General features: G+C 60.4%; 10 protein-coding genes. All 10 read left to right on the top strand.

All coding sequences use genetic code 11. The features are described from left to right. The first annotated feature begins 109 nt into the window (after positions 1-109). The 10 genes from AB4P92_RS02100 to glgX all read left to right on the top strand — a co-directional run bounded on the left by AB4P92_RS02100 (position 110) and on the right by glgX (position 14,702). The gene (locus tag AB4P92_RS02100) at positions 110-556 is read left to right on the top strand and encodes a DUF411 domain-containing protein (RefSeq protein ID WP_200614434.1); all 447 of its coding nucleotides are present in this window, start codon (positions 110-112) and stop codon (positions 554-556) included. Then, the gene (locus AB4P92_RS02105) at positions 556-990 is read left to right on the top strand and encodes a YqaA family protein (protein WP_395598761.1); all 435 of its coding nucleotides are present in this window, start codon (positions 556-558) and stop codon (positions 988-990) included. Before AB4P92_RS02100 ends, AB4P92_RS02105 begins: the two co-directional genes overlap by 1 nt. A gap of 86 nt (positions 991-1,076) precedes the next feature. Further along, entirely contained in the window at positions 1,077-2,126 is a 1,050-nt protein-coding gene (locus AB4P92_RS02110) for an alpha/beta fold hydrolase (protein WP_047300959.1), read from the top strand. A 13-nt stretch (positions 2,127-2,139) separates the two neighbouring features. After that, the gene (locus AB4P92_RS02115) at positions 2,140-3,093 is read left to right on the top strand and encodes a D-2-hydroxyacid dehydrogenase family protein (protein ID WP_261735325.1); all 954 of its coding nucleotides are present in this window, start codon (positions 2,140-2,142) and stop codon (positions 3,091-3,093) included. Between the two features lie 621 nt (positions 3,094-3,714). After that, positions 3,715-5,301 (top strand): glycogen synthase GlgA, encoded by a 1,587-nt coding sequence (gene glgA, locus AB4P92_RS02120; RefSeq protein ID WP_042559011.1) that lies wholly within the window; start codon positions 3,715-3,717, stop codon positions 5,299-5,301. A gap of 18 nt (positions 5,302-5,319) precedes the next feature. Next, positions 5,320-7,122 (top strand): malto-oligosyltrehalose trehalohydrolase, encoded by a 1,803-nt coding sequence (gene treZ / locus AB4P92_RS02125; protein WP_395598762.1) that lies wholly within the window; start codon positions 5,320-5,322, stop codon positions 7,120-7,122. Beyond that, entirely contained in the window at positions 7,119-9,197 is a 2,079-nt protein-coding gene (malQ, locus tag AB4P92_RS02130) for a 4-alpha-glucanotransferase (protein ID WP_395598763.1), read from the top strand. The genes treZ and malQ overlap by 4 nt, the downstream gene beginning before the upstream one ends. Further along, entirely contained in the window at positions 9,194-11,962 is a 2,769-nt protein-coding gene (locus tag AB4P92_RS02135) for a malto-oligosyltrehalose synthase (protein WP_395598764.1), read from the top strand. The genes malQ and AB4P92_RS02135 overlap by 4 nt, the downstream gene beginning before the upstream one ends. A 27-nt stretch (positions 11,963-11,989) precedes the next feature. After that, positions 11,990-12,319, top strand: coding sequence for a DUF2934 domain-containing protein (locus tag AB4P92_RS02140; RefSeq protein ID WP_042559007.1), 330 nt, complete (start codon positions 11,990-11,992; stop codon positions 12,317-12,319). A 223-nt stretch (positions 12,320-12,542) separates the two neighbouring features. Continuing rightward, positions 12,543-14,702, top strand: a complete 2,160-nt coding sequence (gene glgX / locus AB4P92_RS02145; RefSeq protein ID WP_395598765.1) for a glycogen debranching protein GlgX — start codon at positions 12,543-12,545, stop codon at positions 14,700-14,702.

Here is a 14,702-nt window from a genome sequence, read left to right on the forward strand (position 1 = left end):
TATCCTGCCAGTCTGCCTTGTAGCAACTTGAAACACTGAGTTGATGCCTGGCAGGAAAAACCGGTCAAAATACGTTCTTTTTGACCGCCACCCGAGTCGAGAGTCCGTCATGCGAACCCACCTGCGTCTGGTCGCCCTGAGCGCCCTGTTCATCTCCTCCCTGGCCCAGGCTGTCGACCTGATTCCCATCGAAGTCCATCGCGATGCCAATTGCGGCTGCTGCAAGAAATGGATCAGCCACCTAGAAGCCAACGGTTTCAAAGTCGAAGATCACGTTGAAACCGACATGAGCAGCTTCAAGCAACAACACGGCGTGCCGCCACGGCTTGCCTCATGCCACACCGCAATCATCAACGGCAAATTTGTCGAAGGCCATGTCCCGGCGGAGCAAGTGCTGGCCCTGAGCAAGCGTGACGATCTGCTGGGTGTTGCCGCACCGGGCATGCCGATCGGCTCGCCGGGCATGGAAATGGACGGCATGAGCGATGCTTATCAAGTGATTGGTCTGAAAAAGGACGGCGCTGACGTCGTAGTGGCGGACTACCCGGCTCGTTGATGGGCGCGGCTTACACAGGGCTGTTCTTTGCCGCCTTCGGCGCCGCGACGTTGCTGCCACTGCAATCCGAAGCCCTGCTGGTCGGGTTGATCGTCAGCGACCGTTACTGGCTCTGGGGATTGTTGGCGGTGGCGACCGTGGGCAATGTGCTCGGCTCGCTGGTCAACTGGTGGCTGGGTTGCAGACTTGAGCGATTTCAGGATCGGCGCTGGTTTCCGGTCAGCGCCAGACACATGGAAACCGCACGCAAGCACTATGAGCGATACGGCCATTGGTCACTGCTGTTCAGCTGGTTGCCGATTATTGGCGATCCGCTGACGTTGGTTTCCGGGGTGATGCGCGAGCCGCTCGGGCGCTTCCTGCTGATCGTCACCCTCGCCAAAGGCGCGCGGTATGGCGTACTGGCCATGCTGACGCTGGGCTGGATCGGTTGAACCATCATCGCCGCACATTGCCTGTGTTTAACGTCGCCCTAATCCCGCCGTTCCAGCATCGGCCGATTTCAATGGAGTTAGCCCTTATGTCTGTCACGTTATCCCGTTGGCTGCCCGGCCTGTTCCTGACTGCCGCCCTGCCGCTGTTTGCCCATGGCGCCACGCAAACGACAGCCCCCGCCGAAGGTCCGGCGTATGGGCCACAGCTGCAAGGCTTCGAATACCCCTACACGCTTAAACACTTCGATTTCCAGTCTCAGGGCAAAACCCTGCAGATGGGTTACATGGATGTCGCCGCCCTCGGCAAGGCCAACGGTCGCACGGTGGTGCTGATGCACGGCAAGAATTTTTGCGCGGCCACCTGGGACAGTTCGATACAGGCCCTGAGCGAGGCCGGTTACCGGGTGATCGCGCCAGATCAGATCGGCTTCTGCACCTCCAGCAAACCGGACAACTATCAATACAGCTTCCAGCAACTGGCAACCAATACCCAGCAATTGCTCAAAGCGCTGGGCATTCAGAAAGCCACCCTGCTTGGTCATTCCACTGGCGGCATGCTCGCCACGCGTTACGCGCTGCTGTTCCCGGAGCAGGTCGACCAATTGGCACTGGTCAACCCGATTGGTCTGGAAGACTGGAAAGCCCTCGGCGTGCCGTATCGTACGGTGGATCAGTGGTACCAACGGGAGTTGAAAGTTACCGCCCAAGGCATTCGCGACTACGAGCGCACGACTTACTACGATGGCCGCTGGAAACCTGAGTTCGACCGCTGGGTCGACATGCTCGCCGGCCTGAGCAAAGGCCCGGGCAAGACCCAGGTGGCGTGGAACTCGGCGCTGATCTACGACATGATTTTCACCCAGCCGGTGTACTACGAGTTCAAGGACTTGAAGATGCCGACACTGTTGCTGATCGGCACCTCCGACACCACGGCTATCGGCAAGGACCTCGCGCCACCTGAGGTGAAAGCGAAAATCGGTCACTATGAGGTGCTTGGTAAACAGGTCGCCAAACTGATCCCGCAGTCGACTCTGGTTGAATTCCCCGGCATGGGCCACGCGCCGCAGATGGAAGAACCGGCGAAGTTTCACCAGGCCCTGCTCGGCTGGCTGAACAAAACCAATCCCGTTGATTGATGAGGTAAGGCTGATGGCGGTGCAGATTGCGGTGATCGATGACTGGCAGGACGTGGCGCGGGACGTGGTCGACTGGTCGGTCCTCGATGGCGTCGGTGAGGTGACGTTCGAGCATGATTACCCGGCGGACAATGCCACGCTGGCCGAACGCCTGGGCAAGTACTCAGTGATCTGCGTGATGCGCGAACGCACGCGTTTTGACGAAGACCTGCTCAAGCGATTGCCCAATCTCAAGTTGTTGGTGACCGGCGGTATGCGCAACGCAGCGCTGGACATGCAAGCCGCTGCGGCGCTGGGCATCAGGATCTGCGGCACCGACAGCTACAAACACGCCGCGCCGGAACTGACCTGGGCGCTGATCATGGCCGCCACGCGCAACCTGCTCAATGAAGCCAACGCATTGCGCGCAGGCGTGTGGCAACAAGGCCTTGGCGGCGACTTGCATGGCAAGACGCTGGGCATCCTCGGCTTGGGCAGCATCGGGCAACGGGTGGCGCAGTTCGGGCAGGTATTTGGCATGCGCGTTATCGCCTGGAGCGAAAACCTCACGGCCGAGCGCGCGCAACAAGCCGGCGTGACCTATGTCAGCAAGCAACAATTGTTTGAGCAGGCGGACGTGCTGTCCGTGCATCTGGTGCTCAGCGACCGTAGTCGTGGGCTGGTCAATGCGCAGGCATTGGCCTGGATGAAGTCGACTGCGCTGTTGGTGAACACCGCCCGCGGCCCGATTGTCGATGAAGCAGCGCTGATCAAGGCCTTGCAGAAACAACAGCTCGGCGGCGCGGCGCTGGATGTGTTCGATCAGGAGCCGCTGCCAGCGCTGCACCCGTTTCGCACACTCGACAATGTGCTGGCGACCCCGCATGTGGGGTATGTGAGTCGGCAGAATTATCAGCAATTCTTTTCGCAAATGATCGAGGATATTCAGGCTTGGACGGCGGGCAGTCCGGTGCGCTTGCTGAATTGATATCAACCTCTGTCTCGACATTGCTGCGCCCTCTGCGCCGCCATCGCTGGCAAGCCAGCTCCCACAGGTCCGTGGCGCCCACAAGATTTGTGTACGCCGCCAGTCCTGTGGGAGCTGGCTTGCCAGCGATAAGGCCCTTGGACACAACCCATCAACAAATCGCACGCACCACAACAGTGCATCCATCTTCTTCGCTAGCACGAAAACGTGACCGCCCGGTCACCGTTTTGACCCTTTCAGGCAAAAAAACCTGCCCTTCGTCGGTGCGTTTCCCTCCACATACCTCCCCTCGCAACACCACGTAACCGATTGTCGAACAATTTACCCATTTGCTCTGGCCCGCTCTAGGATCTGGCCTAGACTCATTTTCGCGGGGTAAAAACTGTCGGTCACAAACTCGAAAAAAAGTCGAAACTTTTGCTGAGCCCGGCGGGTCATCTCAAAGGTAGGGCTGAAGCGAGTGGTGCAATCCTTGCAATGGCCTCTCCACCCATTCTGCTTTGCGCGTGTTGGGTAGCGTTTGCTCCCCACTGCGCGGTGCGTTTGCGCCCGGCCACAGGATTTGGCCATGAACATCGTTTGTTTGAGACAAGAATCAGATCAAAAACACGGGAGATTCATATGATCAGTGCGGCATTGGACATTCAGGGAGAACGTGCTCAGCAGTCGATAGGCGAAGCGAGCACCGTCAGCATTCCCGGCAGCCGGTCGATCAACGTCCCGAGCAGCAAAACACTGACACCGGTAGCCAGTCAGAATCCCAACAAGAAAAAAGTATTGTTCGTGACCTCGGAAATCGCCGATCTGGTGAAGACCGGCGGCCTGGGTGACGTGTCCGCCGCCCTGCCCCGCGCCATGGCGCATCTGCACGACGTCCGGGTGTTAATCCCCGGTTACCCGCAGGTGATGCACAGCGAGAACCCTATCCATATCATCGGCGAACTCGGCGGCCATGCAGCGCTGCCGCCGTGCAAGATCGGGCGCATGGACATGCCCGACGGGCTGGTGATTTACGTGTTGATCTGCCCTGAACTCTACGAGCGTGAAGGCTCGCCCTACGGCGCCAACAACGGCCGCGACTGGCCGGACAACCACATTCGCTTCGCACGTCTGGGCCTGGCCGCTGCCGATATCGCCGCCAACCTCGCACAAATTCACTGGTGCCCGGACCTGGTGCACGCCCACGATTGGCCCGCTGGCCTGGCGCCTGCTTACATGCACTGGCGCGGTCAGCGTACGCCAACCCTGTTCACCATCCACAACCTGGCTTATCAAGGCGTGACCAGCCTGGGCTCGTGCCCTGAACTCGGCATCCCGAACCATGCCCTGCAACAGGAAGGCATGGAGTTCTACGGCAAGATGTCGTTCCTCAAGGCCGGCATGGCTTATTCGAGCCACATCACCACGGTCAGCGCGACCTACGCGCAGGAAATCACTACCCCGGATTTCGGCTGCGGTCTCGACGGTTTTCTCGCCGCCAAAACCCAGCAAGGTTTGCTCAGTGGCATTCCCAACGGCATCGATGAAAGCTGGGATGCCGCAACCGACCCGCACCTGTTCGCGCCGTTTGCCATCGGCGACTGGGAAGGCAAAGCGGTCAACGCCGCGCACGTTCGCCAATTGTTTGGCCTGAAAGATTCCACTGGCCCGCTGTTCGCTGTGGTGTCGCGCCTTGTTTATCAGAAAGGCCTGGACCTGACCGAGGCTGTCTCCGAGTACATCGTGCAGAACGGTGGGCAGATCGCAATCATCGGACGTGGCGAACCGGAAGAAGAACAGGCCATGCGTGAACTGGCGTTGCGCTTCCCCGGCCAGATCGGTGTGCGCATCGGCTTCAACGAAACTGACGCACGCCGCATGTTTGCCGGCAGCGATTTCCTGTTGATGCCTTCGCGTTATGAACCCTGTGGCCTGAGCCAGATGTATGCGCAACGCTTTGGTTCGCTGCCCGTGGCGCGCAATACCGGGGGTCTGGCCGACACCATTGAAAATGGCATGACCGGGTTCCTTTTCGACGAATCCACGCCTGAAAGCTATCGCGAAGCGCTGAGCCGGGCGTTCAAGGTTTTCGCTTTCCCTGAATTGCTCAACGCCATGCGTTGCCGCGCCATGGCTGCGCCGTTCAACTGGTGCAAAGCGGTCGAACCGTACGCTGAACTTTACGAAAAACTGGTCGCCAAGGCACTGGGTAAGGCTCACCACAAATAAGCAGGGAGTTTTTTAACGATGCCGTTACGGACCCAAGAGAACTGGCCCCACGGCGCGATCAAGCTGGACGCCGAACACACACAATTTGCGCTGTGGGCACCTGACGCGTTTTACGTCAGTGTAGAACTGGACAATGGAGAGTCGCTGCCGATGCTGCCTCAGGCAGACGGCTGGTTTGTGGTCAAGACCCGCTGTCCGGCGGGCACTCGCTACCGTTACAACATTGATGGCGAACTGGAGGTGCCCGACCCGGCCTCCAGAGCTCAGGACGGTGACATCGATCGCCACAGCGTGGTGGTCGACCCTCTCGCCTATCAATGGCAACACCTCGCCTGGCACGGTCGCCCGTGGCACGAGGCGGTGATTTACGAACTGCACGTTGGCGCGCTCGGCGGCTTTGCGGCGGTTGAAACGCATCTCGCGCGACTGGCCGAAATGGGCATTACTGCTATCGAACTGATGCCGATTGCGCAGTATCCCGGCGATCGCAATTGGGGCTACGACGGCGTCTTGCACTACGCACCGCAAGCGTCCTACGGCACGCCCGAACAGCTCAAACACCTGATCGATACCGCCCACGGCCATGGTCTGGCGGTGATTCTCGACGTGGTCTACAACCACTTCGGCCCCGACGGCAATTATCTCAACCGCTATGCCAAAGGCTTTTTCCGCGAGGACAAGCACACGCCTTGGGGCGCCGGGATCGATTTCCGCCGCCTGGAAATCCGTGATTTTTTCATCGAAAACGCTTTGATGTGGCTGCTGGAATACCGCTTCGACGGGTTACGCCTGGACGCGGTGCATGCCATTGAAGACCCGCAATTCCTGCGCGAACTGGCGCGACGCATCCGCCAGCAGGTCGATCCTTCCCGGCACGTCTGGCTGACCGTGGAGAACGAATTCAACCAGTCGAGCCTGCTCGAAGAGGACTACGACGCGCAGTGGAACGATGATGGGCATAACGCCCTGCACGTGCTGCTGACCGGCGAGACCGATGCGTATTACGCCGATTACGCGCTGCAACCGACCGAGCAACTTGTGCGCTGCCTGAGCCAGGGCTTCGTGTTTCAGGGCCACATCACCCGCCATGGCGAGCCTCGGGGTGAACCGAGCGAACATCTTCCTTCGACCGCTTTCGTGCTGTTCTTGCAGAACCATGACCAGATCGGCAACCGTGCCTTTGGCGAACGCCTGCATCAACTGGCCGACCCTCGAGCCTTGCAAGCCGCTACCGTGTTGCTGCTGTTGTCGCCGATGATTCCGCTGATGTTCATGGGCGACGAGTTCGCCGCCGAACAGCCGTTCCTGTTTTTCACCAGCCATCATGGCGAACTGGCGGAGCTGGTGCGCGAGGGCCGGCGCAATGAATTCGCCGCGTTCAGCGCCTTCGCCGATCCGCATAAACGCGAGCAGATTCCCGATCCCAATGCCGAGCAAACCTTCCACGCCTCGCAGCCACAGCTGATAGACGGCGGCACCGCGCAACAGCAGGAAACCCTCGCGCTGTACCGGCAACTTCTGCAATTGCGCCATCAGCACATCATTCCGCACCTCAGTGGCACACAGGCCCTTGGCGCGCAAATGCTCGGTTATGCGGCCGTCAGTGCGCGCTGGCGTCTGGGCGATGGCAGCGAGCTGCGAATCGACCTGAACCTCAGCGATACCGCAGTGGTCAACCCTCCACGTACCGGCGCGGTGTGGCTGTTTCAAAAGCCGCCCGCCGTCGAAGTGTCGGATGAAGGCCTGCTGCCACCGTATTGCGCGCTCGTCAGCCTCACGGCCGCACCCCCCTTGCAACCTCTGAATGGAGAGCGCCTATGAGCGATGCGCAACTGGAAATTCTTGCCAGCCGAGCCGGCCTTGCTGTCGACTGGATTGACGCCAACGGGCGGCCACAAAAAGTCGCCCCGGCGGTGCTGCGCAATGTTCTGATCGGCCTCGGCCACCCCGCCAGCACGGCGCTGGAAATCGATGCCAGCCTGCTTGAATTGCAAAAAGTCCAGCAAGACCGCCATCTGCCCCCGCTGCTGACCAGTGACGTGGGCGTCAGCGTTGACCTGGCCCGCTTTTTCAAACCCGAGACGCCGTGTGAAATCCACCTTGAAGACGGTTCGCGGATGAACCTGAAACTCGATTCCGAAGCCATGCTGCCTGGCGTGGTCCCGGTCGGCTATCAGCAAGTGCACATTGACGATCAGTACTTCACGCTGGCCGTGGCGCCGGAACGCTGCTTCAGTGTCGGCGATGCGGTCGACAACCCGCTCCCCCGCGCCTGGGGTCTGAGCGTGCAGTTATATGGCCTGCGTCGGGCTGGCGACGGCGGTTTCGGTGATACTCAGGCCCTGGAAGAACTGGCCAGGGTCGCCGGCGAGCGCGGTGCCGATGCATTGGCGATCAGCCCGATGCACGCGATGTTCAGCGCCGACACCGGGCGATACAGCCCTTATTCGCCGTCCAGTCGCTTGTTTCTGAATTCCCTGTATGCCGCCCCCGGCACGATTCTCGGCGAACGCGCCCTGCGCGATGCCATCGACAGCGCAGGCCTGGCGGCGCAGTTCGCGCAACTCGAAGACCTGAAACTGGTCGATTGGCCAGCCGCCGCCGACGCCAAACAAAAACTGCTGCAAGCCTTGTATGAAGGCTTTGTCGCTGGCGAGCATCCGTTGCACCCCGACTTCGCCAGTTTCCGTCACGCCGGTGGTGATGCGCTGGAAAACCACTGCCGCTTTGAAGCCATTCAGGAAATGCGCGCCGCCCGTGGCGAGAGCCTTGACTGGCGCGAATGGCCCGAGCACTGGCACGACCCGCGTGGCGCTGCCCTCGGCGCATTCGCCGAAGAGTATGCCGAGCGCATCGGTTACTTCGCCTTTTGCCAATGGCTGATCCACCGCTGCCTGGAACGCGCCCAAACCGCGGCACGCAGTGCTGGCATGGGGATTGGACTGATCGCCGACCTGGCGGTCGGTGCCGATGGCGGTGGCAGTCAGGCCTGGAGTTTTCAAGATGAGCTGCTCGCCTCGCTGACCGTTGGCGCGCCGCCCGACATCCTCAATCGTTCCGGTCAGGGTTGGGGGATTTCCGCATTTTCTCCCGAAGGTCTGATTCGCAATGGCTTTCGTGCATTCATCGAAATGCTCCGTGCCAACTTCGCCCATGCCGGCGGCTTGCGCATCGACCATGTCATGGGCCTGCAGCGGTTGTGGGTGATTCCCAATGGATCGGCGCCGGCCGACGGTGCGTACCTGTATTACCCGGTGGATGATTTGCTGCGTTTGCTCACCCTTGAGTCGCACCGCCATCAAGCCATCGTCCTCGGTGAAGACCTCGGTACCGTGCCCGACGGCCTGCAGGAAAAACTCATCGCCCGCTCCATACTTGGCATGCGCGTGCTGTTGTTCGAACAGAACAACACCCATTTCAAACCGATTCTCGACTGGCCGGACAACGCACTGGCGACTACCAGCACCCACGACCTGCCGACGCTCAACGGCTGGTGGCATGGCCGCGATATCGACTGGAACGCCCGCTTGGGTTTTGTCGATGCCAATGGCGAAATCGAATGGCGTCGCTACCGCCAACGTGAGCGCGAAGGGTTGCGCGGTGCCTTAAGTCAGGACCCGCAGAATTTTCGCGAAGAGTCACACGAAGCCGATCAAATCGTCGACGCCGCCGTGCGTTACCTCGGCCATACCCGCGCACCGCTGGTGCTGCTGCCGCTAGAGGATGCGCTGGGCATCGACGAGCAAGCCAATCTGCCGGGCACCATTGACACGCACCCGAACTGGTCGCGGCGATTGCCCGGCAACAGCGAAGCATTGCTTGACGGTGCGGATGCCGCACGGCGTCTGGAACTCTTGGCGTGTGCGCGCCTGCAAGCTGCCGAGCGTGACCAATGAACCAAGCGAACATCCAACCGTTGCGCGCCACCCTGCGACTGCAATTTCATAAAGGCTTCACCCTCGAACAAGCCGTGCCACTGGTGCCGTACTTTGCTCGCCTCGGCATCAGCCACATTTATGCCTCGCCACTGCTCGCTGCGCGGGCCGGTTCGATGCACGGCTATGACGTGGTCGACCCGACGCAAGTCAATCCGGAACTAGGTGGCGAGCCTGCGCTGCGCCGTTTGGTCAGTACCCTGCGCGAACACGGCATGGGGCTGATCCTCGACATCGTCTCCAACCACATGGCGGTCGGCGGCAACGATAATCCTTGGTGGCTGGACTTGCTGGAGTGGGGGCGTCTGAGCCCTTACGGCGAGTTCTTCGACATTCAGTGGCACTCGCCGGACCCATTGATGGAAGGCCAGTTGCTGTTGCCGTTTCTGGGCAGTGATTACGGTGTCGCGCTGCAAGAGGGCACGCTCAAGCTGCAGTTCAATGCGCAAACCGGCGGCTTTTATGTCGAGCACTATGACCATCATTTCCCGATCTGCCCGAACGATTACGGCGAGCTGCTCAAATCCGAAGAAGCGCTGAAATCCCTTGCCGATCGTTTCAGCTCACTCAGCTACCAGACCGATGCTCATTCGCTGGCCATTCCTCTGAAAGAAGAGCTTCGGCAATTGGCAAGCGAGCCGCAGATTGTCGCAGCCATTGACAGCAATCTGGCGCATTACGACTCCACCACCGAAGAAGGTTTCCAAAAGCTGCATCAGTTGTTGGAACGCCAGAGTTATCGCCTGGCCAGTTGGCGCACGGCGGCGGATGACATCAACTGGCGGCGCTTCTTCGACATCAACGAACTGGGCGGTTTGCGCGTCGAGCGTCCGGCGGTCTTCGAAGCGACTCACGGCAAAATCTTCCAGTTGATCGCCGAAGGTTTGGTGGATGGCCTGCGCATCGACCATATCGACGGCCTCGCCGACCCGCGTGGTTATTGCCGCAAACTGCGCCGCCGTGTCGATCTGCTCGCGCCGGGGCGGCATCTGCCGATCTACATCGAGAAGATCCTCGGTGCCGGCGAAACCCCGCGCCGCGACTGGGCGGTGGATGGCACCACCGGTTACGAGTTCATGAATCAACTGTCGCTGCTGCAACACGATCCCGACGGTGAACACGTGCTGGGCGACTTGTGGCAACGCCGCACCGAGCGCCCTGCCGCGTTCATCGAAGAGGCGCAACTGGCGCGTCAGCAGATCCTCAACGGCTCGCTGGCCAGCGATTGCGAAAGTGTCGCGCAGGCGTTACTGCAAGTGGCCCGCGATGACTTGATGACCCGCGACCTGACCCTCGGCTCGATCCGCCGGGTCTTGCAGGCGTTGATCGTGCACTTCCCGGTCTATCGCACCTACATCAGCGCGATGGGCCGCTCCGCTCAGGATGAGGTGTTTTTCCAGCAGGCCATGGACGGTGCGCGGCAGACCCTCGGCGAAGGCGACTGGCCGGTGCTCGACTGCGTCGCGGCCTGGCTCGGTGGCACGCCGTGGCGGCAGAAGCCGCGCGGGCGTTCACGCAAGATCCTCAAGCACGCTTGCGTACGCTTCCAGCAACTGACTTCACCGGCAGCCGCCAAAGCCGTGGAAGATACGGCGCTGTATCGTTCGGCCGTGTTGTTGTCGCGCAATGACGTCGGCTACAACACCGAACAGTTCAGCGCACCGGTCAGCGATTTCCACGAGATCAATCAGCAGCGTCTGGAGCAGTTCCCCGACAACCTGCTGGCCACCGCCACCCACGATCACAAACGCGGCGAAGACACCCGCGCGCGCCTCGCTGTTCTCAGCGAGCGCAGCCACTGGTACGCCGAACAGATCGAACTGTGGCGCGCCCTCGCCCGCCCGGTGCGCAGTGACGATCAAATGCCGTCGACCGGCGATGAGCTGATTCTCTATCAAGCCCTGCTCGGCAGTTGGCCGCTGGATCTGCACGATGGCGATCAGGCCGGATTGGCTGACTACGCCAAACGCATCTGGCAATGGCAGCAGAAAGCGTTGCGCGAAGCCAAGCTGCAAAGCAGTTGGAGCGCTCCCAATGAAGCCTATGAAAACGCAGCGCAGTCGTTCACCGAAAAACTGCTCACCGGCGAAGAAGGCGAACTGCTGCGCGCAGCTCTGCACAAGACCGTCAACAGCATCGCCGCCGCCGGCGCGCTCAACGGTTTGGCGCAGACTTTGCTGCGCATGACCGTGCCGGGAGTGCCGGATTTGTATCAGGGCAACGAGTTCTGGGACTTCAGCCTGGTCGATCCGGACAATCGTCGGCCGGTGGATTACTCCGCTCGCGAGCACGCCCTGCAAGCGGCGTTACCGGTCGGGGAGTTGCTGCACGATTGGCGTGACGGGCGCATCAAGCAGGCCTTGATTGCCCAGGTGCTGAACCTGCGCGTCGAGCATGCCGAGTTGTTCCGCCGCGGCTCGTATCAGGCTCTGGAGGTGCTGGGCAGCCAGGCGCACAACGTGCTCGCCTTTGTCCGCGAACATGCAGGGCTGCAAGCTATCGTCATCGTGCCGATTCGCTGCGCGAGCTTGCTGGAAAACAGTGCTGTACCGCAGGTCGATGCGCTGCGCTGGGGCGATACGCGAGTGGTTTTACCGTTCGCCGCCTCTGACACAAACCTGAAGGGACTTTTTGCAACCCGCGCAGTCACAAAAAACAGGGAGTTGAAAGTCAGCGACGCGCTGGGGGATGTCCCGGTCAATCTCTATATCCAACACTTAACCTAAGCGTGAGTTCAGTTCAGGAGTATTGCGATGAGTACCGACGATAAACGCATTCGCGAGTTCGCCTATCAGATCTGGGAATCTGAAGGTCAGCCGCAAGGCCAGGAAGAACGTCACTGGGAGATGGCGCGCAAACTGGCCGAGGCCGAAGCACTGGCGCCGAAAAAATCGCCCAAGGCTGCCGGCAGTAAAACCGCTGGCAAGTCTGCAACCACCAAGACAGTAGACAGCAAAACCGCAGCGGCAAAACCTAAAACGGCGTCCAAGGCCAAGCCTGCAAGCGCTGCCTCGGTGATCCCGCCGGGCGAAAAAGCCGCCGAGAAAAAACCGCGAGCCGCACGCAAGCCCCCGGCGAACTGACGCTCTTCCGAGTATTGAACTGAACGACCATGTGGCGAGCGTGCTCGCCACCGAGGGCTCACTCGCCCTGAAAAAAGCACACAAACACCTGTGGGAGCGAGCCTGCTCGCGAAGACGTCGGTACATCCGACATCGCTGTTAGCTGACCTACCGCCTTCGCGAGCAGGCTCGCTCCCACAGGGGCTTGTGTAAAACGAACTACCCGAATTTTGCAGGAGCAATCATGACCCGTCCAAATAAAGCCGAGCCCGCCACACACGCCGAACCATCGAGAATTCGTGAGGGTCTGCCCTTCCCGCTCGGCGCGACCTGGGATGGCTTGGGGGTGAACTTTGCCCTGTTCTCCGCCAACGCCACCAAGGTTGAACTGTGCATCTTCGATGATGCCGGCGAAGTCGAACTCGAACGCATCGAACTCCCGGAATACACCGACGAGATCTATCACGGCTACCTGCCCGACGCGCACCCGGGGATGATCTACGGCTACCGCGTTTATGGCGCGTATGACCCCGCCAACGGCCACCGCTTCAACCACAACAAACTGCTGATCGACCCCTACGCCAAACAATTGGTTGGCGAACTCAAATGGTCGGAAGCGCTGTTCGGCTACACCATCGGCCACCCTGACGCCGACCTCAGTTTCGACGAACGCGACAGTGCGCCATTTGTACCCAAGTGCAAGGTCATCGATCCGGCGCACACCTGGGGCAACGATCAGCGCGTCAGCGTGCCGTGGGACAAAACCATCATCTATGAGACCCATGTGCGCGGCATCAGCATGCGGCACCCATCGGTGCCGGAAAATGTGCGCGGCACCTTCGCCGGTTTGATGAATGACGATGTGCTCAAGCACATTCGCAGCGTCGGGGTGTCGTCGGTGGAGTTGCTGCCGATCCACGCTTTCGTCAACGACCAGCATCTGCTGCACAAGGGCATGACCAATTACTGGGGTTACAACAGCATCGCGTTCTTCGCCCCTGACCCGCGTTATCTGGCCAGCGGCAAGATAGCCGAGTTCAAGGAGATGGTCGCTCACCTGCACGAAGCCAACCTCGAAGTCATCCTCGATGTGGTCTACAACCACACCGCCGAGGGCAACGAGCAAGGCCCGACCCTGTCGATGCGCGGTATCGACAACGCGTCGTACTACCGCCTGATGCCGGATGACAAACGCTATTACATCAACGATTCCGGCACCGGCAACACCCTGGACCTGAGTCACCCTTGCGTGCTGCAAATGGTCACCGACTCGCTGCGTTACTGGGCCAGTGAGATGCATGTCGACGGTTTCCGCTTCGACCTGGCGACCATTCTCGGTCGCTATCACGACGGGTTTGACGAGCGTCACAGCTTCCTCGTGGCCTGCCGTCAGGACCCCGTGCTGCGTCAGGTGAAAATGATCGCCGAGCCTTGGGACTGCGGCCCCGGTGGTTATCAGGTCGGTAACTTCCCGCCGGGCTGGGTCGAGTGGAACGACAAGTTCCGCGACACCGTGCGTGCGTTCTGGAAAGGTGACGACGGCCAGGTAGCCGACTTCGCCGCCCGGATGACCGCATCCGGCGAGATGTTCAACCAGCGTGGACGGCGGCCGTATTCGTCGGTGAACTTTATCACCGCCCACGACGGCTTCACCCTCAATGACCTGGTGTCGTACAACGACAAGCACAACGAGGCCAACGACGAGAACAATCAGGACGGCAGCAACAACAACCTGTCGTGGAACCATGGCGTCGAAGGCCCGACCGGCGATCCCGAGATCAATGCCCTGCGCCATCGGCAGATGCGCAACTTCTTCGCCACCCTGCTGCTGTCCCAAGGCACCCCGATGATCGTCGCCGGTGACGAATTCGCGCGGACTCAAGACGGCAACAACAACGCATATTGCCAGGACAGCGAAATCGGCTGGGTCAATTGGGACCTGAGCGAGGACGGCAAAGCCCTGCTGAAATTCGTCAAACGCCTGATCAAGTTGCGCCTTGCTTACCCGATCCTGCGCCGTGGCCGTTTCCTGGTTGGCGAATACAACGAAGACATCGGCGTCAAGGACGTGACCTGGCTGGCACCCGATGCCACCGAGATGACCACCGAACATTGGCACGACGCCAATAACCGTTGCCTGGGCATGCTGCTCGATGGCCGCGCGCAGGAAACCGGCATCCGCCGCAAGGGCGCCGATGCGACCCTGCTGCTGGTGGTCAACGCCCACCACGACGTCGTCAACTTCACCTTGCCGGAAGTGCCTGAGGGCAGTTTCTGGACGTGCATGATCGACACCAATCAGCCGTCGATCCGTGGTCAGGAACGATTCGACTTCGGCAACGAGTACTCGGTCACCGGGCGTTCGCTGCTGCTGTTTGAACTGCAACGTGATGAAGAAGATTGA

The organism is Pseudomonas sp. A0308 (assembly GCF_044218815.1).
GTDB classification, from domain to species: Bacteria; Pseudomonadota; Gammaproteobacteria; order Pseudomonadales; family Pseudomonadaceae; genus Aquipseudomonas; species Aquipseudomonas iridis.

Coding starts and splice junctions, on each gene's coding strand:
- treZ (WP_395598762.1), top strand. CDS start 5,320: ATGCCGTTACGGACCCAAGAGAACTGGCCCCACGGCGCGATCAAGCTG.
- glgA (WP_042559011.1), top strand. CDS start 3,715: ATGATCAGTGCGGCATTGGACATTCAGGGAGAACGTGCTCAGCAGTCG.
- AB4P92_RS02135 (WP_395598764.1), top strand. CDS start 9,194: ATGAACCAAGCGAACATCCAACCGTTGCGCGCCACCCTGCGACTGCAA.
- malQ (WP_395598763.1), top strand. CDS start 7,119: ATGAGCGATGCGCAACTGGAAATTCTTGCCAGCCGAGCCGGCCTTGCT.
- AB4P92_RS02100 (WP_200614434.1), top strand. CDS start 110: ATGCGAACCCACCTGCGTCTGGTCGCCCTGAGCGCCCTGTTCATCTCC.
- AB4P92_RS02115 (WP_261735325.1), top strand. CDS start 2,140: ATGGCGGTGCAGATTGCGGTGATCGATGACTGGCAGGACGTGGCGCGG.
- AB4P92_RS02105 (WP_395598761.1), top strand. CDS start 556: ATGGGCGCGGCTTACACAGGGCTGTTCTTTGCCGCCTTCGGCGCCGCG.
- AB4P92_RS02110 (WP_047300959.1), top strand. CDS start 1,077: ATGTCTGTCACGTTATCCCGTTGGCTGCCCGGCCTGTTCCTGACTGCC.
- AB4P92_RS02140 (WP_042559007.1), top strand. CDS start 11,990: ATGAGTACCGACGATAAACGCATTCGCGAGTTCGCCTATCAGATCTGG.
- glgX (WP_395598765.1), top strand. CDS start 12,543: ATGACCCGTCCAAATAAAGCCGAGCCCGCCACACACGCCGAACCATCG.